The 22,246-nt window shown below is 55.5% G+C and carries 19 protein-coding genes; 13 read left to right on the forward strand and 6 right to left on the reverse strand.

Annotated features, from left to right (window positions below):
• Positions 1–88 precede the first annotated feature (88 nt).
• From upp to moaE, 5 genes are all read left to right on the forward strand, one after another.
• Positions 89–718, forward strand: coding sequence for a uracil phosphoribosyltransferase (gene upp, locus JI62_RS09965; protein ID WP_009286930.1), 630 nt, complete (start codon positions 89–91; stop codon positions 716–718).
• Positions 719–804: 86 nt separating this feature from the next.
• Positions 805–2,037: a uracil-xanthine permease family protein gene (locus JI62_RS09970; RefSeq protein ID WP_088700009.1), complete on the forward strand. Its 1,233-nt coding sequence runs from the start codon at positions 805–807 to the stop codon at positions 2,035–2,037.
• A gap of 72 nt (positions 2,038–2,109) precedes the next feature.
• On the forward strand, positions 2,110–2,688 hold the full coding sequence (gene mobB / locus JI62_RS09975; RefSeq protein ID WP_088700010.1) for a molybdopterin-guanine dinucleotide biosynthesis protein B: 579 nt from the start codon (positions 2,110–2,112) through the stop codon (positions 2,686–2,688).
• Positions 2,689–2,692: 4 nt separating this feature from the next.
• A complete protein-coding gene (gene moaC, locus JI62_RS09980) occupies positions 2,693–3,490 on the forward strand; it encodes a cyclic pyranopterin monophosphate synthase MoaC (protein ID WP_088700011.1) in 798 nt (265 codons plus the stop codon).
• A 2-nt stretch (positions 3,491–3,492) separates the two neighbouring features.
• The gene (gene moaE, locus JI62_RS09985) at positions 3,493–3,960 is read left to right on the forward strand and encodes a molybdopterin synthase catalytic subunit MoaE (RefSeq protein WP_088700012.1); all 468 of its coding nucleotides are present in this window, start codon (positions 3,493–3,495) and stop codon (positions 3,958–3,960) included.
• Positions 3,961–4,031: 71 nt separating this feature from the next.
• On the opposite strand, the gene JI62_RS09990 is transcribed toward moaE, so the two are convergent.
• A complete protein-coding gene (locus tag JI62_RS09990; RefSeq protein ID WP_088700013.1) occupies positions 4,032–5,645 on the reverse strand; it encodes a ribonuclease J in 1,614 nt (537 codons plus the stop codon).
• Between the two features lie 230 nt (positions 5,646–5,875).
• Here JI62_RS09990 and purU point away from each other — a divergent pair, with 230 nt between their 5' ends.
• Together purU and JI62_RS10000 are read left to right on the forward strand one after the other, a co-directional pair.
• Positions 5,876–6,730, forward strand: a complete 855-nt coding sequence (gene purU, locus JI62_RS09995) for a formyltetrahydrofolate deformylase (RefSeq protein WP_088700014.1) — start codon at positions 5,876–5,878, stop codon at positions 6,728–6,730.
• A gap of 34 nt (positions 6,731–6,764) precedes the next feature.
• Positions 6,765–7,436, forward strand: a complete 672-nt coding sequence (locus JI62_RS10000; RefSeq protein ID WP_088700015.1) for an energy-coupling factor ABC transporter permease — start codon at positions 6,765–6,767, stop codon at positions 7,434–7,436.
• An 8-nt stretch (positions 7,437–7,444) separates the two neighbouring features.
• Here JI62_RS10000 and lexA read toward each other — a convergent pair whose 3' ends face one another.
• Complete coding sequence (lexA, locus tag JI62_RS10005) at positions 7,445–8,125, reverse strand: transcriptional repressor LexA (RefSeq protein ID WP_088700016.1); 681 nt, start codon at positions 8,123–8,125, stop codon at positions 7,445–7,447.
• Between the two features lie 267 nt (positions 8,126–8,392).
• Here lexA and JI62_RS10010 point away from each other — a divergent pair, with 267 nt between their 5' ends.
• The 4 genes from JI62_RS10010 to JI62_RS10025 all read left to right on the forward strand — a co-directional run bounded on the left by JI62_RS10010 (position 8,393) and on the right by JI62_RS10025 (position 11,366).
• On the forward strand, positions 8,393–9,085 hold the full coding sequence (locus tag JI62_RS10010) for a TetR/AcrR family transcriptional regulator (protein WP_088700017.1): 693 nt from the start codon (positions 8,393–8,395) through the stop codon (positions 9,083–9,085).
• Positions 9,063–9,599, forward strand: a complete 537-nt coding sequence (locus JI62_RS10015; protein ID WP_088700018.1) for a L,D-transpeptidase — start codon at positions 9,063–9,065, stop codon at positions 9,597–9,599. The genes JI62_RS10010 and JI62_RS10015 overlap by 23 nt, the downstream gene beginning before the upstream one ends.
• Before the next feature lie 63 nt (positions 9,600–9,662).
• On the forward strand, positions 9,663–10,700 hold the full coding sequence (gene nagZ / locus JI62_RS10020; RefSeq protein ID WP_088700019.1) for a beta-N-acetylhexosaminidase: 1,038 nt from the start codon (positions 9,663–9,665) through the stop codon (positions 10,698–10,700).
• An 87-nt stretch (positions 10,701–10,787) separates the two neighbouring features.
• Positions 10,788–11,366 (forward strand): hypoxanthine-guanine phosphoribosyltransferase, encoded by a 579-nt coding sequence (locus JI62_RS10025; protein WP_088700020.1) that lies wholly within the window; start codon positions 10,788–10,790, stop codon positions 11,364–11,366.
• A gap of 30 nt (positions 11,367–11,396) precedes the next feature.
• Here the strand turns inward: JI62_RS10025 and ppsR are convergent, their stop codons facing one another.
• Positions 11,397–12,230 (reverse strand): posphoenolpyruvate synthetase regulatory kinase/phosphorylase PpsR, encoded by an 834-nt coding sequence (gene ppsR, locus JI62_RS10030; protein WP_088700021.1) that lies wholly within the window; start codon positions 12,228–12,230, stop codon positions 11,397–11,399.
• A gap of 275 nt (positions 12,231–12,505) precedes the next feature.
• Between ppsR and ppsA the strand changes: the two genes are divergently transcribed.
• Complete coding sequence (gene ppsA / locus JI62_RS10035; protein ID WP_088700022.1) at positions 12,506–14,881, forward strand: phosphoenolpyruvate synthase; 2,376 nt, start codon at positions 12,506–12,508, stop codon at positions 14,879–14,881.
• Positions 14,882–14,992: 111 nt separating this feature from the next.
• Entirely contained in the window at positions 14,993–16,783 is a 1,791-nt protein-coding gene (gene ggt / locus JI62_RS10040) for a gamma-glutamyltransferase (RefSeq protein ID WP_088700023.1), read from the forward strand.
• Positions 16,784–16,791: 8 nt separating this feature from the next.
• Here ggt and JI62_RS10045 read toward each other — a convergent pair whose 3' ends face one another.
• From JI62_RS10045 to acnB, 3 genes are all read right to left on the reverse strand, one after another.
• Positions 16,792–18,735 carry a glycerophosphodiester phosphodiesterase family protein gene (locus JI62_RS10045; protein ID WP_088700024.1) on the reverse strand — a complete coding sequence of 648 codons (1,944 nt, stop codon included), beginning with the start codon at positions 18,733–18,735 and terminating at the stop codon, positions 16,792–16,794.
• Positions 18,736–18,792: 57 nt separating this feature from the next.
• Positions 18,793–19,290 carry a ribonuclease E activity regulator RraA gene (rraA, locus tag JI62_RS10050; RefSeq protein ID WP_088700025.1) on the reverse strand — a complete coding sequence of 166 codons (498 nt, stop codon included), beginning with the start codon at positions 19,288–19,290 and terminating at the stop codon, positions 18,793–18,795.
• 186 nt (positions 19,291–19,476) lie between these two features.
• Positions 19,477–22,080, reverse strand: coding sequence for a bifunctional aconitate hydratase 2/2-methylisocitrate dehydratase (gene acnB / locus JI62_RS10055; RefSeq protein ID WP_088700026.1), 2,604 nt, complete (start codon positions 22,078–22,080; stop codon positions 19,477–19,479).
• Positions 22,081–22,246: the final 166 nt, after the last annotated feature.

Raw genomic sequence — 22,246 nt, forward strand, 5'->3', positions numbered from 1 at the left:
AGTGGTTGCGGGTAGAATACGCGCAATTTTGTGCCTAGCTGATGCAACCTTGGTTGCCATTCTGAATCCCCTGCAGTGAGGAAGTCCCATGAGTGTTTACGCCATTAACCATCCGCTTGTACAACATAAGCTGGGTCTGATGCGCGAAGTTGACCTGAGCACTAAGAGCTTTCGTGAACTGGCAGGTGAAGTTGCCAAGCTGTTGACCTATGAAGCAACCAAAGGTCTGGAGCTGGAAGATCATGAAATCCAGGGATGGAATGGCGAGCCGATTGCCACGCGTCGGTTAAAGGGTAAAAAAGTCACCGTCGTACCGATTTTGCGTGCAGGGCTCGGCATGCTGGAAGGCGTCACAGATCTAATCCCCAGCGCGCGGGTAAGCGTTGTAGGTCTTTATCGGGATGAAGAGACTCTTCAACCGGTGCCTTATTTCGCCAAGTTTGCCAACGATATCGAAGAACGCATGGCCATCGTTATCGACCCCATGCTGGCTACTGGCGGCTCAATGGTGGCCACGCTGGACATGCTGCGCGAGCGGGGCTGCGAGCATATGAAGGTGATTGTACTCGTTGCGGCCCCTGAAGGTATCAAGCGGGTGCAGGACGCTTACCCTGATATCGAAATTTACACCGCCTCAATCGATGACCGTCTCGATGAAAATGGCTACATCGTCCCCGGGTTGGGTGACGCTGGCGACAAGATTTTCGGAACGCGCTAAGCATCGTTACTGACATTGCCCCTTACGCCTAGCGTCAGGGGCATTTTTTTGTATACCTGCCATCCAATAATTCTAGGAATTCACTTATGCGTGAAGCTGCCAGTCAGGCTGAGTCGTGGCCAAAAGTCATCTTAACCGGCGCACAAATGCTGTTTGTGGCCTTTGGCGCCTTGGTATTAGTGCCGCTTTTGACAGGACTCGACCCCAGCGTTGCACTGTTCACGGCGGGGGTGGGAACCTTGGTCTTCCATGCAGTGACCAAACAGAGCGTACCGGTATTTTTAGCCTCATCGTTTGCCTTTATTGCGCCTATTCAAGGCTCTGTGGCGAGCTTTGGCGTGCCTGCCACCATGGGTGGGCTGATGGCGGCTGGGCTGGTCTATGTGGCGATTTCCCAGGCTGTGCGCTTGAAAGGCACTGCCTGGTTGCACCGTTTACTGCCCGCTGTAGTGGTGGGGCCGGTGATTATGGTGATTGGCCTGGCGCTGGCGCCGGTAGCGGTTAGCATGGCGACCGGTGAAACTAGCGACAACATCGGCTATGGTGCGGCGATTTTCCTCTCCATGACCAGCCTATTGGTGACATTAGTACTGGCTGTTTTTGGCCGTGGGCTACTGCGGCTGGTGCCCATTATGGGCGGCATTGTCACCGGCTATGTGTTGGCGCTATTGATGGGCGTCGTCGACTTTACACCGGTGAGGGAGGCTGCGTGGCTGTCGATACCCAGCTTTACCGCCCCGAGTTTTCACTGGGCGGCCATTCTGTTTATGATTCCGGTCGCGATTGCCCCGGCGGTGGAGCACATTGGTGATATGGTGGCGATTGGCTCGGTGACCCGCAAAAATTATCTTGAGAAACCTGGCTTACATCGCACTCTATTAGGTGACGGACTGGCGACTAGCGTGGCAGCACTCTTCGGCGGGCCGCCAAATACGACTTACTCGGAAGTCACCGGAGCGGTTACGCTCACGCGGGCATTTAATCCCAAGTACATGGTCGTTGCGGCGATGATTGCTATTGTGCTGGCATTTGTGTCCAAGCTTGGCGCGCTGTTACAGACTATTCCCGGCCCGGTAATGGGCGGTATCATGACGCTTCTGTTTGGCTCTATCGCAGTGGTCGGTATGAACACCCTGGTACGCGCCGGTCAGTCGTTGACTGCAGCGCGGAATCTGGTCGTGGTATCGCTAATACTGGTGTTTGGTATTGGCGGCATGCAGTTTGGCGGTGGCCAGTTTACGCTGCAAGGCGTTAGTCTGGCCGCCTTGGTGGGTATTACGTTGAACTGGCTATTACCCCGCGAGCAAGAGGGCGAGTAAGCTAAGTGCGGGCATTGTAAGCGTCGCGTTGCTTGTAAAGTGCGTTTAGTGATTATCGGGAGTCTCGGCAGTATGGAAAACGAACTAACCGCACCCTTTCCTATCCTAGGGGTTGCTGCCTGGAGCGGCACTGGAAAAACGACCCTGTTAGAGAAGCTGCTGCCACGCTTGGGTGAGTATGGCTTGAAAGTCGCCGTGATCAAACATGCTCACCACTCATTTGATGTCGACCAGCCCGGCAAAGATAGTTATAAACTGCGCAGCGCAGGTGCGGCACCGGTACTAGTGGCTTCTCGTCAGCGCTTTGCGCTGATGCAAGAAACCCCCGGCCAGGACGAGCCAGATTTAGCTGAGCTAATTGCCATGATGGTGCCGCACCACCCCGGCTTGTTGATTGTCGAAGGATTCAAAGCTTGGCCAATCCCTAAGCTGGTTTTATACCGCGATGGGATTGGTGATCCTGCTATTTTATCCGACCGATGGGTTGAGGCGGCCGCACTCAGCGCGCCACCGCCTATCGACTTGGCGGCTTCGGTAGTTCAGTTAGATCTAGACGATAGTGAAGCAATAGCGCGCTGGATAGTCAGTTGGGTAAGCGCGAAAAACGACGCTATATTTTCAAGTGCTTGGGCTTCAAAAAAGGAACGGTGACAATATGCATCTTACCCACCTCAATACCCGTGGCGAAGCCAATATGGTGGATGTCGGCGATAAGCAGGAAACCCGCCGCGAAGCAGTCGCCTCGGGGCGCATTGTGATGCAGCCGGAAACGCTGAAATTACTTAGCGAAGGTGAATTGCCCAAGGGCGATGTGCTGGCCACCGCGCGTATCGCCGGTATCCAGGCGGCCAAACGCACCCATGAGCTGATTCCTCTCTGTCATTCATTGGCGCTCTCCAAGGTCTCGGTTGAGTTCGATATTGATTTGGCCGAGTCCTGCGTTCACGTGACCTCGCTGTGCCGTTTGAATGGCCGCACCGGGGTTGAAATGGAAGCCCTGACCGCCGTCTCGGTCGCCTGTTTGACGCTGTACGATATGTGCAAAGCGGTCGATAAAGGTATGCGTATTGAGGCCATTCAGCTCGACAGTAAGCAGGGTGGCCAGCGGGGTGACTACCAGCGCATGAGCGCCCAAGCACCAATAGTGACAGGCGATGGCGTAGCCGGGGAAGTCAGCTTGGGCGAACGCTGCCCTTCACCCTGCGTGCGGGTCAAGTTTTTAGCCGAACTGCGCGAGCGGGTAGGCGAAAGCGAGGCGGTTGTGAGCCTTGATCAGCTGGCTAGCCGTGACATTAGCGGATTAAAAGCCGCACTGGCGGAGCAGGATAGTCGCTTTAAACAGCTCACCGATCAGCGCACGCTTTGCGCGATTAACCAGGTGATGGCCAATGATGATGCGTTAGTGACCGATGATGACGAAGTGGCGTTTTTCCCGCCGGTGACTGGGGGGTAAGTGTGGATACTAAGCCAAATATTACAGTAGCAGTTCAAGCAGCCCCGTTCTCAATGGCTTACGGCTATGAGGATACCTTAGCGGGGCGCAGCGATATTGGCGCAGTGGTGAGTTTTACCGGACTCGTGCGTGATTTCAATGAAACGCCGGACGTCACAGCGTTAACGCTGGAACACTACCCGGGCATGACCGAGCGCACGCTTAAGGAGATTGGTGAACAGGCATGGCAACGCTGGTCGCTCCAGGCGGTGCGGATTATTCATCGCGTTGGCTACCTGGAACCGGGCGATCCGATTGTGCGGGTGTTAGTGGCTAGTGCACATCGGCGTGAGGCGTTCAAAGCCTGCGATTTTATTATGGATTTTCTTAAAACCCAGGCGCCTTTCTGGAAGAAAGAGCACTCTACCCAGGGCGAATATTGGGTTAAAGAGCGCCACTCTGATCAACAAGATGCGGAGCGCTGGCGTTGATGCTGCTCTGTGAAATAACGGCTTATTCCACCGCGGAAACCTGCCCTTGACCCACGGAGTGAGCAACCCTCCTAACGATTGGCGGCGTTGTCCAGAATGATAGGATCTGGCATTTCGGCGGCCATAATCTGTAGATGCACATCGGGCAGGTGCTGCATATGCTCCGTGAGCCAGTGAACCAAGCGGGGCTGCAATGCCTGTCGCAAGTCGGCGAGCGTCTCCGCGGTTATCTCCTCGAGCTGATCATCCAGCCAATCGCTGAAGCTATCTTCATCCAGTGGGCTGGCGTCTGCGGCATCCAGCATCAAACGACCAATGCGCGCCCACCCAGTGTCAGTAGCCGTCACCGGCAGTGCCAGGTATAAGCTGCCGCGACGGGCTTTCTTATTGGCATCGTTCACCTCCAAACCAGGGTGAGGCACTACGCTGTTTTGACTGACAATGCAGGGGGGCTGCGGGTAGCGCGCTTCGCAGTTCAATCCGTGGCTATCGAAACTGATGAGATCGCCGTTTATCGGCGTTAGCGTTGCGCTAATACCCAAACGCTTGGCAATGGCCTGATGTGCCTGCTGATGACGTGCTTCGCCATGCACCGGCATAAGATGTTTGGGTCTGACCCACTGATAGAGTTTTATCAGTTCATCCTCGGCAGGATGCCCTGTGGCGTGCAATTCAGGGTGGTTGACCTCGTCATAGAGGTTGACGCCCAACTGCGCCAAACGCTTTTTAAGCTGCTCGATGGGGCGTTCATTACCAGGAATGGCTTTAGCCGAAAATATCACGTTGTCGCCTGACTGCAGGTCAACATAGGGGTGGCGGCCCTGGGCTAGGCGTTGTAGCGCAGCGCGGGGCTCCCCCTGGCTCCCTGTAGCGATAATCACCACTTCATCCGGGGGGAGATACCCCAGGTCTTGATTGGGTACCAGTGGCGGCAAATCATCCATATAGCCGAGCCCCCGGGCAACGCTGACCATGCGCTCCATTGAGCGACCCATTAAGCTGATGCGGCGGCCACATTGATGGGCTGCGCGTCCTATCGCTAAGACACGGGCAAGATTGCTGGCAAAGCAGGAGACCACCACGCGGCCCTGGCAGTGACTCAGTGTTTTTGCCAGCGCCCGAGCCACATCCCCCTCGCTGCCAGAGTGGCCGGGCATGGGGGCGTTAGTGGAGTCGCCCACTACCAGGTCAATCGGCGCAAGCGCCTTGAAGTGGGCCGCATTGATTGGCGTGCCGATGATAGGCTCTGGGTCGAGCTTCCAGTCGCCGGTATGTAAAACGCGATAGCCGCCGGCCATCATTACCAGCGCACAGCTTTCGGGAATCGAGTGGGTTAAAAGCAAGTAGCGCAGCGTGAAGGGCCCACTTTCTAGCGCCTCGCCAGGTTCAATGACGTGAATAGCCGCGCTGCTAAGCTGGTGTTCCGCAAACTTCAGGCGCAACAGCCCTGCCGCCAGTGGGGTGGCATAAATAGGGCAATTCCACATTGGCCAGAGCCAGGCTACCGCCCCAATATGGTCTTCATGGCCATGGGTGATAAATAGGGCTTTGGGTACGATTCCCAGTGCTTTCGGTGTGTCGAGATTGGGCACTTGTAGCGGCGAGTTGGGAAGATCCTGACGAATCATCATGCCGCAGTCCACGGCTATCCAGTGATCGTCATAACCGTATAGCGTTAGATTCATTCCAATCTCACCACATCCCCCCAGCGGCAAAAGGCGCAGTGGTGGACGACGACGGGGACGAATTTGAACGCGTGATGAATGCATCTGTTATGAAAAACCTAAAAAGTAGTGACTTAACTATACGGGAAGGCAGGGGCGGCTAACAATCATCCTTGGCCTTCCGATACAATATGAGGCCTAAGCCGCTGGTTTGTCATAATTACCTCAGAAATAGGTCAAGAGTAGCTCACATGTCTCATTATTATCGCTTAGTGGTTTCCTGTCCTGATCGAGTGGGCATTGTTGCACGTGTATCGAGTTTTATTGCCCAGCAGGGCGGCTCCATTACCGAAGCCAGCCAGCACTCCGATTTAGAAACCGGCTGCTTTTTTATGCGTTATGAAATTCTGGCGGATTCGGTGGGTATGTCGGTGGAAGCGCTACGCGATGCGTTTGCGCCAGTAGCCAGCGAATTCAATATGCAGTGGTCACTGGTGGATACCCAGCACCGCCGCCGTGTGGTGCTGATGGTGTCGCGAGAGTCACACTGCCTGGTCGATCTGCTTTACCGCTGGCAAGCGGGTGAGTTGGATTGCGATATTGTCGGCGTTATCTCCAATCATGACGATATGCGTTCTTTGACCGAGTGGTATGGCATTCCCTACCACCATGTCCCTGTCGACCCTGACAATAAGCAAGTGTCATTTGCCAAGGTGCAGGCCGAAATCGACAGTGCTCGCGCTGACTGCGTAGTGCTGGCACGCTATATGCAAATTCTGCCCCCCGAGCTGTGCGCGCGGTATGCGGGAAGAGTGATCAATATTCACCACAGTTTTTTGCCCTCTTTTGCCGGCGCTAAACCCTATCACCAGGCTTACCAACGAGGCGTTAAACTGATTGGCGCTACCTGTCACTATGTGACCGAGGAACTCGACGCAGGCCCTATCATCGAACAGGATATCCATCGCGTTAGCCACTGCCACACACCGACAGATTTGGTGCGCTTTGGTCGTGATGTCGAAAAAGCCGTGCTTGCCCGCGGTTTGCGTTGGCATTTAGAGGATCGTGTGCTGGTGCACGGCAATAAGACAGTAGTATTTAGCTAGAGGCTTCCAAACGCCATCGACCTGAGAGGCCGCCATGTCATTCGCGCAAAGTGTTTTAGCGCCGTGGGCGCTGCTGCTCACCTGGCTACTCTCGTTAGCAGTTATCGCATGGGCGCTTTGGGGGCGGCCCTGGCAGGTGTTGATAGCGGATACCGCGCTTCAGCACCGCTGGCTGGGTGCTACCCTGGCGGTGATGTTGATGTGGCAGTTGCGTGCCCAGGCGGTTGATTGGCTAACGCTGCACCTTGTCTTTACGGTCTTGATGACACTCATTTTTAAAGCGCCATTAGCGCTGATTAGCAACGTGCTGATCAATATCGCCATGGTGGTGATTGGCCGTAATGAGTGGTTACTACTGGGGGCAAACGTGCTGGTTACCGGGATCGTTCCGGCGGCCGTTATTGGCACGGTATGGCGGCTGGTAGATCGCCGCCTGCCGGATAACCTGATGGTCTTTCTATTTGCCTGCGGCTTTTTTGGCGCGGCGCTGGCAACGCTGGGAGGAGGGCTGGCGACGGTGGTGCTGATTATCGTCGCGGGAACTGACCCTGAGGCGATCTATCTCGCCCAGGAGTACGCGCGTTTCTTGCCCCTGCTAATGCCTTCAGAGGCGTTTATTACCGGCATGCTGCTGAGCATCCTGCTGGTCTATCACCCGAATTGGGTGGCCACCTTCAATGACCACCGCTATATCGACATGCAGTAGCTTGGTGACTAGCCGAGGGCTTGGCCGTTGCCGCCACGAATCACCCCAACACCGACGCCTTCGATATCGAGGGGCTGGGAGCGCAGGTCGATTTCAATGGGCGCAAAGTCAGGGTTCTCTGCAAACAGCGTTACTTGGTGGCCCTGGCGTTTAAAGCGCTTAACCGTTACTTCATCCTCCAGTCGGGCAACCACAATCTGGCCATCGCGAACCCTGTCGGTGCGATGAACCGCCAATAAATCACCTTCCAAAATACCAATATCCTTCATTGAAAGACCGCGTACACGCAGCAGGTAGTCGGCTTTGGGGGTAAAGTATTCGGCTGGCAGTGGGCAGTAACGATCAATATGCTCCGCGGCTAAAATCGGACTGCCAGCGGCCACCTCCCCGATGACGGGCAGGCCAGCAGGCGCTGCCTCAATGTTGGCAGCAGGTAACGTAGTGACTGCGCTATCCAGAAGGTCCTGAGGTTCCTGGTTGGGCAGCCGTATGCCGCGTGATGTGTTGCGGATAATGCGAATAACCCCTTTTCGCTCCAGCGCGCGTAGGTGTTCTTCAGCCGCGTTGGGGGAGCGGAAGCCAAGTGCCTTGGCAATCTCGGCACGGGTAGGAGGGTAGCCAAATTCGCCCATCGTCTTAACGATAAAATCAAATACGTGCTGTTGGCGAGCGGTTAGCGGACGCGACATACCAGACTCCATAAATAGTGAATAGACAGTAACAAGTTAAATGGCAACTTAATCAACAAGTGGTTAAGTATACAGTATGTCCCTCTGTCCAGTATATGCCTTGTGACTACCTAATACCGAAGTCCATACAATTTTCCTAATCGTTTGAAACTAAGCTTTTGCTTATTTAACCCGTCATATTTTATCAATAAATCAAGCGTTGAGCCCGCCTACGTTATGGCATAGTATTTTGCTATGTTTTAAACACCTGTTTCCCTGGAGAGCGACATGGCTCAATCTGATACGGTGACCCGTATACTCGATACCGCCGAGGTGCTGTTTGCAGAGCGGGGTTTTGCCGAGACTTCGCTGCGCAACATCACCAGCAAAGCGCGGGTTAACTTAGCCGCGGTTAATTACCATTTTGGTTCAAAAAAAGCCTTGATTCAGGCCGTTTTTGCCCGCTATCTGGACCCGTTTAATCAGCGTTTTCATACCGCGCTGGATGAGCTTGAAGGCCAACACGCCGGGCGCGTGATCCCGCTTGAAACACTGCTAGAAACGATGGCTACAACCGTGCTTGCGGTACCCGCCGAGCGCAATAGCTTAAAAGTGTTTATGCGCTTGCTCGGCCTAGCCTACAGCCAGGCACAGGGCCATCTCAGGCGCTATATCCAGCAAGAGTATGGTGATGTGTTTACGCGCTTTACAGAGCTTGTGCGCAAAGCGACGCCGGATCTACCCGATGCGGAGCGCTTTTGGCGGCTACACTTTATGTTAGGAACGGTAATCTTTACCCTGTCTGGCCTCGATGCGCTACGCGATATTGCCGAGAAGGATTACCACGAACAGGTCTCTGTACGTGATTTGGTCAGGCGGTTGCTCCCGGTGGTGGTGGCTGCCATGAATGCGCCGTTACCCATGACCCTTGAAGCAGCCAAACCTGAAGAAGGAAAACATGCGAACGCCTACGCTAGCTGAACTACCGCCGACGGAGAATATCTGGCTGGAGATTGACACCGCTCAACAACGGCTACGCTGCTGGCGTGGCCCGAAAGTGCTCCACGAGTGTGCCATCTCATCCGGTGCTGCCGGTAATGGAGAGCGCAATGGTAGCGGTAAAACGCCGCATGGTTGGCACTATGTGCGTGCCGCTATTGGTGAAGATATGCCCGAAAATGCGGTGTTTCGAGGCCGTCGCTGGACGGGCGAGACCTTTTCCGCCGCACTCGCCGAAGCGCACCCGGAGCGTGACTGGATTTTGACCCGCATCCTGTGGCTGTGTGGATTGGAAAAGGGCGTGAATCGCGGTGGGCAGGTGGATTCTCAGCGGCGCTATATTTATCTTCACGGTACGCCGCCTGACGAACCCATGGGGGTGGCTGCCTCTCATGGCTGTATTCGTTTACGCAATAGTGATTTGCTCTACATTTATTCATTAGCCTTACCGGGTACCCCTGTGTGGCTGCACGGTGGCCGCCAGTCCTTCGATTAACCAGATTTTGACACCGCTAGACGATCGTCTAGAATCATCGCCCCTTTTAATGGATCAATCACGATGACTCAACCGTTAGGCCCGGTCATGCTTGACCTTGAAGGCCCAAAATTGACGGCTGCAGAGAAACGCTTGCTGCTAGAACCGACGGTGGGGGGTGTTATTCTGTTTGCCCGCAATGTCGAGAATGGCTATCAGGTTCGCCAGCTCTGCAGTGATATTCGCCGTGTTCGTGCTGATTTGCTGCTCGCCGTGGATCAGGAAGGTGGCCGTGTTCAGCGCATCAAGGAGGGCTTAACCCGCCTGCCTGCCATGGCGCGCATAGGCGAGTGCTATCGCACTACCCCGGAAGAGGGGCTGCTGTTAGCCAAAGACGCCGGCTGGCTATTGGGGATGGAGATGGCCGCTTGCGGCCTGGATCTGAGCTTCGCGCCGGTATTGGATGTTGAGAGCGGGCTATCCAGCGTTATTGGTGATCGTAGTTTTAGTAGTGACCCCCAGCACGTTGTCCAGCTGGGCAGCGCGTTTATTCAGGGGCTTCACGATGCCGGTATGGCTGCGGTGGGTAAGCATTTCCCTGGCCATGGCGGCGTTGCGGCGGACTCCCACGTTGCATTGCCGGTAGATGACCGCCCGCTGGAGGTGATTAAACAGCATGATCTCGTTCCCTTTACCCAGTTGGCCTCACAGCTGGATGGCGTCATGCCTGCGCACGTTATTTATAGCGCCTTCGATACACGCCCCGCAGGATTTTCTCCCACCTGGTTGGGCATGCTTCGGGAGTCGCTAGGCTTTAAAGGCTGCGTTTTTTCTGATGACCTAAGTATGGCAGGCGCTCACGAAGCAGGTGACCCCAAAGCGCGAGCCCAGGCAGCGCTGGCCGCCGGTTGCGATATGCTACTGGTATGTAATGACCGAGCCGCCGCGCTTGATGTGATGGATGCCTGCCAGGGAATCAATACCAAGCGCCCCGCCAAACTGCGCTATAGCCGTGCTCGGCCAGACCTGGACGCGCTGAGTGCACTGGGCCGTTGGCGTCGTACTCACGCTAAGCTGGAGGCGCTAGCGGATAAGCCCCAGACCAGCGCGGAAACCGAGTAGGCCCAGCGCGGAAGCAGAGCAAGCCAAACGCTAAATAAATCCCTTTTTTGAATAATTGAAGCCTATAACCCGCCGTGGAGTTGGTAGATGTCAAAGCTGGATAAAGAAGCATTAGAGTCGCTGGACTCGATGCGCGAATTGATGGATAACGCAGACTGCCTGATTTCTCAGCAAGAGGTGGAGCGGGCGCTTGATCGTATGGCGGAAGCGATTACGCGAGATTTAGGCGATAAGCTACCGGTTTTTTACTGTGTGATGAACGGAGGCCTGATTACCACAGGGCATCTACTTACTCGTCTTGGCTTTCCACTGGAAGTCGATTATCTGCACGCCACTCGCTACCGCAATGAGCTGCGCGGCGGCGAGCTCTTCTGGCGGGTTTCACCTGAGGTGCCAATGGCCGGTCGCCACGTGGTTATTGTTGACGATATTCTGGATGAGGGGGCGACGCTGGCGGCCATTCTGGCTTACTGCGAAGAGGCCCAAGCTGCCAGTGTCACCACAGCAGTGCTGGTCGATAAACAGCACGACCGCAAAGCCGTGCCTGGATTGAAAGCTGACTACTGCAGTCTGGAAGTGGCCGACCGCTATGTGTTTGGCTTTGGCATGGATTACAAAGGCTACTGGCGCAACGCGCCCGGGATTTTTGCCCCCAAGGGTATGTAATCCGCTGAGGGCTTGCCGTGGTTTTGCAGCTTAGCGGGGCGAGAAACGCCTCGCTAGGCCGGTTTCAGCAATCATCCGCGTTGAGATCTCCTCAACCGAGAAGCGTGTCGCATCTATATAGGGGATATGCATGGTGCGGTAGAGCGACTCAGCCTGCTCTACTTCCTGCAGACACTGATCCATCGAGCTATAGCGGCTGTTGGGGCGTCGTTCGTTGCGAATCGCCGATAAGCGCCGTGCATCAATGGTCAAGCCAAACAGTTTGTTGCGATGGGGCGCGAGCGCTTTGGGTAGTTTGAGCATACCATCTTCGTCTAAATCATCTTCCGTCAGCGGGTAGTTAGCCGCCCGAATGCCAAACTGTAGTGCCAGATAAAGTGAGGTAGGGGTTTTACCACAGCGCGAAACGCCGACCAGAATGATATCGGCTTTATCGTACTGGTGGGTGCGTGCGCCGTCGTCATTATCCAGCGCAAAATGCACCGAGTGGATACGATCCATGTAGACGTCATCGCTGCCAATCGAGTGAGTGCGCCCAACGCTGTAAGAGGAGTGGGTCTCTAGCTCCTGCTCCAGAGGTTCCAGGAAGGTAGAAAAAATGTCGACTTTAAACCCGGATGCCTGCCGAATTACATCGCGGATTTGTTGATCCACAATGGTGTCGATAATGATCGGGCGTTGGCCGTCGCGGTTGGCCGTTGACTCAATAATGGCGGCTAACGCCTGAGCTTTTTCCAGCGTATCGATATAGGGTTTGGTCTGCATATCGATCTCAACATCGCTGAACTGGGCCAGCAAACTACGTCCTAAACTTTCCGCCGTGATGCCGGTACCATCTGAAATAAAAAAAGCCGTACGTTTCATGACAAAATCCACGGGTGAGTGATCCGGCTATTGTGAGCCGAGCCGTTTGTCAGCACAACGTATCATCACCGGTTGGTATTTCAGCGCCCCATGCGCCTGACTACATAAATAGCCCAAAATGCTTTGCTGTTGTAAAAATCCTCCACTCTCTTCGCTATTAGACCAATGGCGAATATATTGGCGCGATGCTAGGGTAGCCCAGTGAATTATCCATGATCCACGGCATTAATGCCCATATCAGTGGTCATGCCGATATCTATGAGTGAGGGGGTTACGTGGAAGAGTACATTTTGTGGTTCGATCAGTTGGGCATGGCGGACGTCGAACGCGTAGGTGGTAAGAACGCCTCGCTGGGTGAAATGATCTCCAACCTGTCCGGTGCCGGTGTAACGGTACCCGGCGGTTTTGCTACTACCGCCCACGCTTACCGTGAATTTCTCTCCCACGAAGGGTTAAACGAGCGCATTAATGCCACCCTGGCTCGCCTGGACGTCGACGACGTTAAAGCGCTGGCCGAGGCGGGCAGCAACATCCGCCAGTGGGTCATCGATACGCCGCTACCCCCAAGCTTTGAAGCGGCCCTGCGCGATGCTTACGGCCAGTTGCAGCAACAGCACCCACAGCTGAAAGTGGCCGTGCGCAGCTCAGCCACCGCCGAAGACCTTCCCGACGCCTCCTTTGCAGGCCAGCAGGAGACCTTCCTGAATATCGAAGGCTTCGACAATATCAAGCGTGCGGTGCACGAGGTGTTTGCCTCGCTGTTTAATGATCGCGCAATCTCTTACCGTGTGCACCGCGGCTACGCCCACGAAAATGTCGCCTTGTCGGCAGGCGTGCAAAAAATGGTGCGCTCAGAGACCGGCGCGGCAGGCGTCATGTTTACCCTCGACACCGAATCCGGCTTTAAAGATGCCGTGTTTGTCACCGGCTCCTGGGGCCTGGGTGAAACCGTCGTACAGGGCGCCGTCAATCCTGACGAGTTCTACGTGCACAAGCCGACCCTGGCGGCGGATCGCCCTGCGGTGTTGCGCCGTAATTTGGGTTCCAAGCTGATCAAGATGGTTTACGGCCAGGATGCCAGCGCCGGTAAATCGGTTGAGACCGTCGATGTGCCTCATGCCGACCGTGGCCGTTTCTGTATCAACGATCAGCAAGTGATGGATCTGGCCCGTCAGGCGATGACCATTGAACAACACTACCAGCGGCCCATGGATATTGAGTGGGCCTTGGATGGCGATGACGGTGAGCTTTACATCGTCCAGGCGCGTCCTGAAACGGTGGTCTCCCAGCAGGAGGGCGGCAAGCTCGAACGCTTCCAGCTGCGTGAAAAGGGACGCACGCTAATTACGGGGCGGGCGATTGGTCAGCGCATTGGCCGCGGCACCGTCAAAGTGGTGCTTAGCCCTGATGACATGGACAAGATCCATGATGGCGATATCCTGGTCACCGATATGACCGATCCGGATTGGGAACCGATCATGAAACGCGCTTCCGCGATCGTCACCAACCGCGGCGGGCGCACCTGTCACGCGGCGATCATCGCCCGTGAACTGGGCATTCCTGCCGTGGTCGGCTGTGGCGATGCCCCTACCCAATTAAAAGAGGGCATCGACGTCACGGTCTCGTGTGCTGAAGGCGACACCGGCAATGTCTATGAAGGTCTGTTGGAGTATGACTGCAAAGTCTCCAGTGTCGATGCGATGCCGGAAATTCCTTTCAAAATCATGATGAATGTGGGTAATCCTGACCGCGCCTTTGGCTTTGCCAGTCTGCCTCATGCAGGCGTGGGCTTAGCGCGATTGGAATTTATCATTAACCGTATGATTGGCGTCCATCCTAAAGCACTGCTGGAGTACGACACCTTGCCGGCTGATTTACAGCAGGTGATCGATTTGCGCACCGCGGGCTATAGCGACCCGGTCAGTTTCTACGTCGATAAACTGGTTGAAGGTATCTCCACCCTGGCGGCGGCGTTCCACCCCCAGCGCGTCATCGTGCGGCTGTCAGACTTCAAGTCAAACGAATATGAAAACCTGATTGGCGGCAAGCTCTATGAGCCGGGGGAAGAGAACCCCATGCTCGGTTTCCGGGGCGCATCGCGCTACATTTCAGAGGCGTTTCGTCCCTGCTTTGAACTTGAGTGCCGGGCGCTCAAGCGGGTGCGTGAAGAGATGGGCTTCGAGAATATCGAAATCATGGTGCCCTTTGTGCGTACCACCGACGAAGCGCGTGAGGTGGTAGAGCTGCTGGCAGCCAATGGCCTTGAACGTGGCGGCCCCACAGGCTTGAAAGTGATTATGATGTGCGAGCTGCCCGCCAACGCACTGCTGGCCGATGAGTTCCTGGAGTATTTTGATGGTTTCTCGATTGGTTCAAACGACCTGACCCAGCTAACGTTAGGTTTGGATCGTGACTCGGGTATTGTGGCGCATCTGTTTGACGAGCGTAATGGAGCGGTTAAAAAGCTTCTCGCCATGGCCATCCAAGCCTGTAAGGCGAAGGGCAAATATGTCGGTATTTGTGGGCAAGGGCCTTCCGATCATCCTGACCTGGCTAAATGGTTGATGGAGCAGGGTATCGATTCTGTTTCACTTAACCCCGATGCGGTACTGGAAACCTGGTTTATGCTGGCAGGGCAAAAAATCGATTAATCGAGCCCTTCTCAGCTTTTACTTTACGCCCGGCCATTGTGCCGGGCGTTGATGTTTTAATAGGCTACCCTTTTGGAGTGGTTTTTTTAACTTGTCATGGAGAGCGCTAAGATGTCACCAAAATCGGTTAAGTTTGCGCTACCTGTTCTGCTGGTAGCGCCATTGTATAGCTGGGGGTTTAGCTATGAGACACCCTCCATTTCCCCTGAAAGCGAATCGGGCTATGAAGAGAAGCCCGGCTGGGAAGCAGAGTCTTTTGCGGTAGCTGCGGCCAACCCGTTAGCCACCGATGCCGGTTACCAAGTACTTAAAGCCGGTGGTAACGCCATTGATGCGGCCATTGCGGTGCAGATGGTGTTGAATTTGGTCGAGCCGCAATCCAGTGGTATTGGAGGCGGTGCTTTTTTAATGCACTTCGATGGCGATGAAGTGCGTGCCTACGATGGTCGTGAAACCGCTCCTCAAGGCGTTAACGGTGAGCTATTTATGCAAGATGGCGAGCCGCTGGCGTTTAATGATGCAGTGGTTAGCGGCCTCTCAGTGGGCGTGCCAGGCACACTGCGAATGCTTGAAAAAGCCCACGCTGAGCACGGTGAGCTAGCCTGGAAAGAGCTGTTTACCCCTGCTATTACTCTGGCCGAGGAAGGGTTTGAGGTTAGCAATCGGTTGCATACCAGTTTGGCAAACGATGAGTTCCTGCGCCAAGATCCAGTAGCAAGCCAGTTTTATTATGACTCAAACGGTGAGGCTATCGCTGTGGGCGAAACGCTCAAAAACCCAGCCTTGGCAGCCGTTCTTCGCCGCGTTGCTGATCAAGGCAGCGCCGCCTTCCACGAAGGGGCAGTGGCACAAGACATCGTTGAACGCGTTCAGAGCCACCCTGAGCGTCCAGGCAGTTTGACCCTTGAGGATATGAGTGGCTACCAGGCGCTTAACCGCGAACCGCTGTGTACGCCTTGGCAGCAGTGGGAGGTGTGCGGTTTCCCGCCGCCCTCGTCGGGCCACCTTACCGTGATGCAGATTTTAGGCATGCTTGATCAACAGCCGCTGCTTGAAGCCCCGTTAGATGATGGCGCTTCAAGCAGCGGGTGGCTGCACCAGTTTTTAGAAGCCTCGCGCTTGGCCTTTGCAGATCGTGGTCGTTATATCGCCGATCCTGACTTTGTCGAGGCGCCGGGAGGCGACTGGTCACTGATGCTAGCCCCGGAATACTTGGAGCAGCGCAGTGCACTTATCGAAGAGATGAGCATGGGCGATAGTGCTGAACCGGGTAACCCTGGCGAACTTGCCGTTAGCTGGGCGAGTCAGCCCGAGCAGCCCGAGTACGGTACCAGCCATATCAGCATCGTGGATGAAGAGGGTAATGCAATGGCCATGACCACCACCATCGAGCAGGCGTTTGGCTCGCGAATGATGTCTGATGGTGGCACGGGGCTAGCGGGTGGTTTCCTGCTCAATAACGAGCTCACCGATTTTTCATTTGCGCCTGAAGTGGATGGCGAGCCCGTAGCGAACCGGGTAGAGCCCGGCAAGCGACCACGTTCCAGCATGAGCCCAACCCTAGTGTTCGATCAGGAAACCGGCGAGCTGGTGGCCAGCCTGGGCTCACCGGGCGGCGCCGCCATTATTCATTACACCGCCCGTACGCTAGTAGCGCTGCGCGACTGGGGGCTAAGTGCTCAGGAAGCTCTCAACCTACCCCATGCCATTACGCTGGGTGGGGATGTTTATGTGGAAGAGGGCCGTTTTCCAGAGGCGACCATAGAATCACTGCGCGAGCGGGGCCACACGGTAAGCGAGCGGGAGTTAACCAGCGGGCTCCAGGCCATTATGCGCCTTAACGATGGCACTCTGTTTGGGGGCGCTGACCCCCGACGCGAAGGGGTGGTAATGGGTGATTAAGGGAGCGCTTATTGGCGCAGCCAGTTGCGCAGTTTCACCAACATGAGCGCCCCGTCACTTAATTCGCGCCGGTCTTGAATGAGTTCGGTTAAACGATCTGGGTAGTCGGTGATAATCGCATCGACACCCAGGTCAATCAGCGTCGACATGCGAGCTCGGTCATTGACAGTCCAGGCGTGTATTTCGTAGCCATACAGTCGTGCTAACTGAATTTCACCTTCCGTGATGCGGTTATGGCGTAGACCAAGGGCATCAAAGTTGCGCCGGTTTAGTGTTCCGGGCAGTATAAGTTGGGCCAGTAAGGTAACGCGTAATTCAGGTGCTTGGGCTTTGATATGCTTAAGTAATGATGGCGACATGGTGGCCATGCGCATATCCATTAGCGCATTGGGAAAACCGCATGCTGTATAGCCATCGAAGGCACTCTGCTGGGTCGCCCAGCATCGATAGCGCACGTCGCTCTCTACATTTAAGGCCTCGATAACGGCATCGGCTAACGCCTGCGCTTGCCCCGGCAGGGGCTTGATATCGATCATTAACCCTGCTTTTCCACGCACTCTATCGAGTGCTTCGTCCAGGCCGGGAATAGCCTCATTGCGAAAGGCGTCGCCAAACCAGCTACCTACATCGTACTGTTGTAACTCTTCCCTGGTCAGCTCACCAAACTCGCGGTTATCGCCGGTTAAACGTGCCAAACTTCGGTCGTGGTAGAGCATCACCTGCTGGTCACGGCTCAACCGCACGTCAATTTCGATATAGTCAGCACCGTCAATCAGTGACTGTTCTAACGCAGCGAGAGTGTTTTCCGGCGCGACCATGGAGCTGCCCCGGTGAGCAATCACCGCCACATTGTCACGTATCTCAAAGCTATTGAGTATCCACCACGCTTGGAGCCCGGCAAAAATAAGCACGCTCAGTTCTACCGCCCAGGCCAGTTTACCCGCATTGATGCCCTCGGGAGGAGGCGCTGGACGAGCTTCTCGGTGAGCCAACTGCATATAGAGACAGGCGGACAGCAGCGCGTTGGCGGCAATACCGATAAAGGTAATGGCCAGGGTAACCAGCACATAGCCGATTAAGTAGGCGAGCATCGCCGGGATAAGCACGGCATTATGCTCAGGTAACCACCAGAGTAGCGGCGTAAACAGCCGATCAAACAACAGTGTAGCGAGTAGCGGTAGGCTGACAATCAGCACCAATAGCAAAAGTACTGCAGCGCCAATGGAGCGACGCCAACCGCGGGTTAAGCTAACGCTGCGTCTGAGCGCCTGCCACGGGCCACAACTTTCCAGCGCAACGAAGGGTAGCGCCAACAGCCAGCGCAGGTAGAGCCATGACGCTGCCCATATCCAGCCGATAACCAGTGGCAGCGCGCAGGCAATGAAGTACCACAATACGGGGGGGCGCACGCGCTGAAGGTAGTAGGGGTCTATGCCGCTTAGCCACAGGTCGTAAAGCCATGCTAGCCCGGCCATAAAGGGGGCCAACAGCAGCAAGTGAGTGCCTACCTGGAGTATCACAAGACCGGCCAGGGCAGGCAGCCGGCGGGTGCTCAGCCATAGCGCCTCAAGGGCCAAACGATAGTGGTTATCACGAGGTCTGACGGCCACCTGCAGCATGCCTGCCTGCTGCCAGTAAATAATCAGGAAGGCGAACCCCAGCCCCACCAGCATGCCTACCAGACCCAGCGGACTAAACAGTAGCGCGATCAATTCATCGTTGGTGACCACGGTACGGTTGAGTTGGGCTAGAAGCCAGCGTGTTACCCAGGTGATTGCTGGCAGCAGCAGGGCTGAAGCGAGCAGGGTAAAAAACAGGTGGTAAGCGATCAGGGGGCGAAGATGATCACGTAACGTGCGCAATAAGGCTGAGCCAAGATAGGTCAAAGGCTGCATCGTCATTAAACGGTAAGAATGAATTCCCAGGGTGGCAGCAACCGCCACACCTGGCAAGAGACTCTGTTAAGACAAACCTAATTACTATGCAGGTCGTTGTTATGCAGGTCGTTGCTACGAAAGCGGCAACTCATGCTCGGCAACAATAATGCCGTTGTTATCTGCGTACAGCCACTGGCCGGGCTTTAGGGTAACGCCGGCAAAGGTGACATCAATATCACGCTGTCCATCACCGCGTTTATCACTTTTGCGCGGGTGACTGCCCAGCGCCTGAACGCCAATCGGTAGGGCAGCGAGTATATCCACATCGCGCACACAGCCGTACATGACAACGCCCGCCCAGCCGTTGGCAACGGCCTGCTCTGCGAGCATATCACCGAGCATGGCGCAGCGGTGTGAGCCACCCGCATCAACCACCAGCACCGCGCCGTTACCCGGCTCGGCGACAGCTTGCTTTACCATGGAGTTATCTTCAAAGCACTTTATCGTACGAATAGGGCCATAAAAGGCTTCAAGGCCGCCAAAATTGGCAAACAGCGGATCCAGCACTGCCACCTCCGGGTGTGCATCGCAGAGATCGGGCGTCACTATTTCAATCGCGTTTGTCATCATATGCTCCGTTTATGAGAGGTTGGTATCAGCATAGGCTGCTAACCGGGCCGTGCAAAAAAAACGCCCCGCCCTGTAGAACAGTGGCGGGGCGTTCGGTCATCGACTCAGAAGATGCAATTGATTACATCGTCTGCGATGGTGCGAGCATCGGCGATGGGGCGGTCTGTCTCAAGCGCTTAACAAGCGTTAGGCTTCTTGAGCGACCGGAATCACGTTTGAGGCGATCTTTTGATACTCCTCAATCTCGTGAAAGTTCATATAACGATAAATCTCGCCCGCCATGGCGTCAAACTCACCCATATAGCGTTGATACTCCTCAACGCTGGGTAGGCGTCCTTCTACTGCGGCAACGGCCGCCAGTTCCGCAGAGGCGAGGTAGACATTGGCGCCATCGCCCAGGCGGTTCGTGAAGTTACGTGTAGACGTAGACACCACGGTGCTCTTCGCGGCAACGCGGGCCTGGTTACCCATACACAGTGAACAGCCCGGCATCTCCATACGGGCACCGGCACGGCCGTAAATGCCGTAGTAGCCCTCTTCGGTCAGCTGATGCTGATCCATTTTCGTCGGTGGTGCCAGCCACAGCCGGGTTTTTAAACTGCCAGCAGGCTGCTTCTCAAGCAGTTTGCCCGCAGCCCGGAAGTGGCCGATGTTGGTCATGCAGGAACCGATAAAGACTTCGTCGATTTTCTGACCAGCGACTTCAGACAGCAGGCGTGCATCGTCCGGGTCGTTGGGTGCACAGAGAACCGGCTCTTTAATTTCAGCCAGATCAATTTCGATGACTTCGGTGTACTCGGCATCCTGATCGGCGCGCATCAAGCTGGGGTTGGCCAGCCATGCTTCCATACCTTCAATACGACGGCTAATGGTGCGCTCGTCACCGTAACCGTTACCCATCATCCACTTCAGCAGGGTGATGTTGGACTTCAAGTACTCGGTAACGCTCTCTTCAGACAGCGTGATTGTACAGCCAGCGGCTGAGCGCTCGGCGGAGGCGTCAGAGAGCTCGAAGGCTTGCTCTACGGTTAGATCTTCCAGGCCTTCAATTTCCAACACGCGCCCGGAGAAGGCATTTTTCTTGTTGGATTTATCCACGGTCAGCAAGCCTTGCTTGATGGCGTAGAGCGGAATAGCGTGAACCAGGTCGCGCAGGGTTACGCCAGGCTGGCGCTTGCCTTTAAAGCGAACCAGTACCGACTCCGGCATATCCAGCGGCATAACACCGGTGGCAGCTGCAAACGCTACCAGGCCGGAACCGGCTGGGAATGAGATGCCGAGCGGGAAACGGGTGTGTGAGTCACCGCCGGTGCCCACCGTATCCGGCAGCAGCATGCGGTTAAGCCAGCTGTGGATAATGCCGTCGCCGGGGCGCAGTGAAACGCCGCCACGGTTCATGATGAAGTCGGGCAGGGTGTGGTGGGTATCTACATCCACCGGCTTCGGGTAAGCGGCGGTGTGGCAGAACGACTGCATGACCAGATCGGCCTGGAAGCCCAGGCAGGCAAGGTCTTTCAGCTCATCACGGGTCATCGGGCCGGTGGTGTCTTGTGAGCCAACGGTGGTCATCTTGGGCTCGCAGTACATGCCGGGGCGAACGCCCTCTAGACCGCACGCTTTACCGACCATTTTCTGGGCCAAGGTGAAGCCTTTGCCGGTATCTTTAGGCTGATCGGGTAGGCGGAAAACGTCAGAAGTGGGTAGGCCCAACGATTCACGCGCCTTGCCAGTCAAACCACGGCCAATGATCAGGGGAATACGGCCGCCAGCGCGTACTTCATCCAGAATCAGCTGCGTTTTAAGCTCAAAAGTGGTGATAACGTCATCGCTACCGTGTTTGCACACTTTACCTGCGTAGGGGTAAACATCGATGACATCGCCCATATTCAGGTGGGTGACGTCCATCTCAATCGGCAAGGCACCCGAATCTTCCATGGTGTTAAAGAAGATCGGCGCAATTTTGCTACCAAAGCAGAAGCCGCCAGCGCGCTTGTTGGGCGCGTAGGGGATATCGTCGCCAAAGAACCACAGAACGGAGTTGGTCGCTGACTTACGCGATGAGCCGGTGCCCACAACGTCACCCACATACACGACCGGGAAGCCTTTGGCTTTTACCTCTTCGATCTGCTTGAGCGGGCCAGTGGTGCCAGGGACGACAGGCTCAATGCCGTCACGCTCGTTTTTAAGCATGGCATTGGCGTGGAGCGGGATATCCGGGCGTGACCAGGCATCCGGCGCGGGCGAGAGGTCATCGGTATTGGTTTCGCCGGGCACTTTAAACACGCTGAGCGTGATTTTCTCAGCCAGCGCCGGTTTAGACAGAAACCACTCGGCGTCAGCCCAGGACTGAATCACATCTTTAGCGACGCTGTTGCCGTTCTTGGCACGAGTTTCTACGTCATGGAAGGCATCGAACATAAGCAGAGTGTGCTTAAGTTGTTCACCTGCTTCACGGGCAAGCTCCTCATTATCGAGTAGCTCCACCATTGATACGATGTTATAGCCACCCTGCATGGTGCCCAATAGCTTAACGGCGTGAACCTTGTCGATTAGCGGGGAGCTTGCTTCACCTTTGGCAATGGCGGTGAGAAAACCCGCTTTTACATAGGCGGCCTCGTCAACCCCGGGCGGTACGCGGTTGGTGATCAAATCGAGGATAAACTCCTCTTCCCCAGCCGGCGGCGTTTTCAGTAGCTCAACCAGTGAGGCTACTTGTTCGGCATTTAGGGGTTTGGGCGGGACGCCCTCGGCGGCACGTTCCTCGACATGTTGGCGATAAGCTTCAAGCACGTTGGGGCCCTCTCATTCACGTTTCATTTACTTTATGGTGATGGCCTGCACGATGCACGGTGTTGGCCGCGCAGTGGTTGTGAAGTGGGGCCGATCACATATGACATACGCTTGACAAACAGCGTGTGGTTGGATGGCTGCGATTCTACGGCAAACTGTCGACAAT

Origin of the sequence: Halomonas campaniensis, from assembly GCF_002211105.1 — a bacterium.
GTDB lineage: Bacteria > Pseudomonadota > Gammaproteobacteria > Pseudomonadales > Halomonadaceae > Vreelandella > Vreelandella campaniensis_A.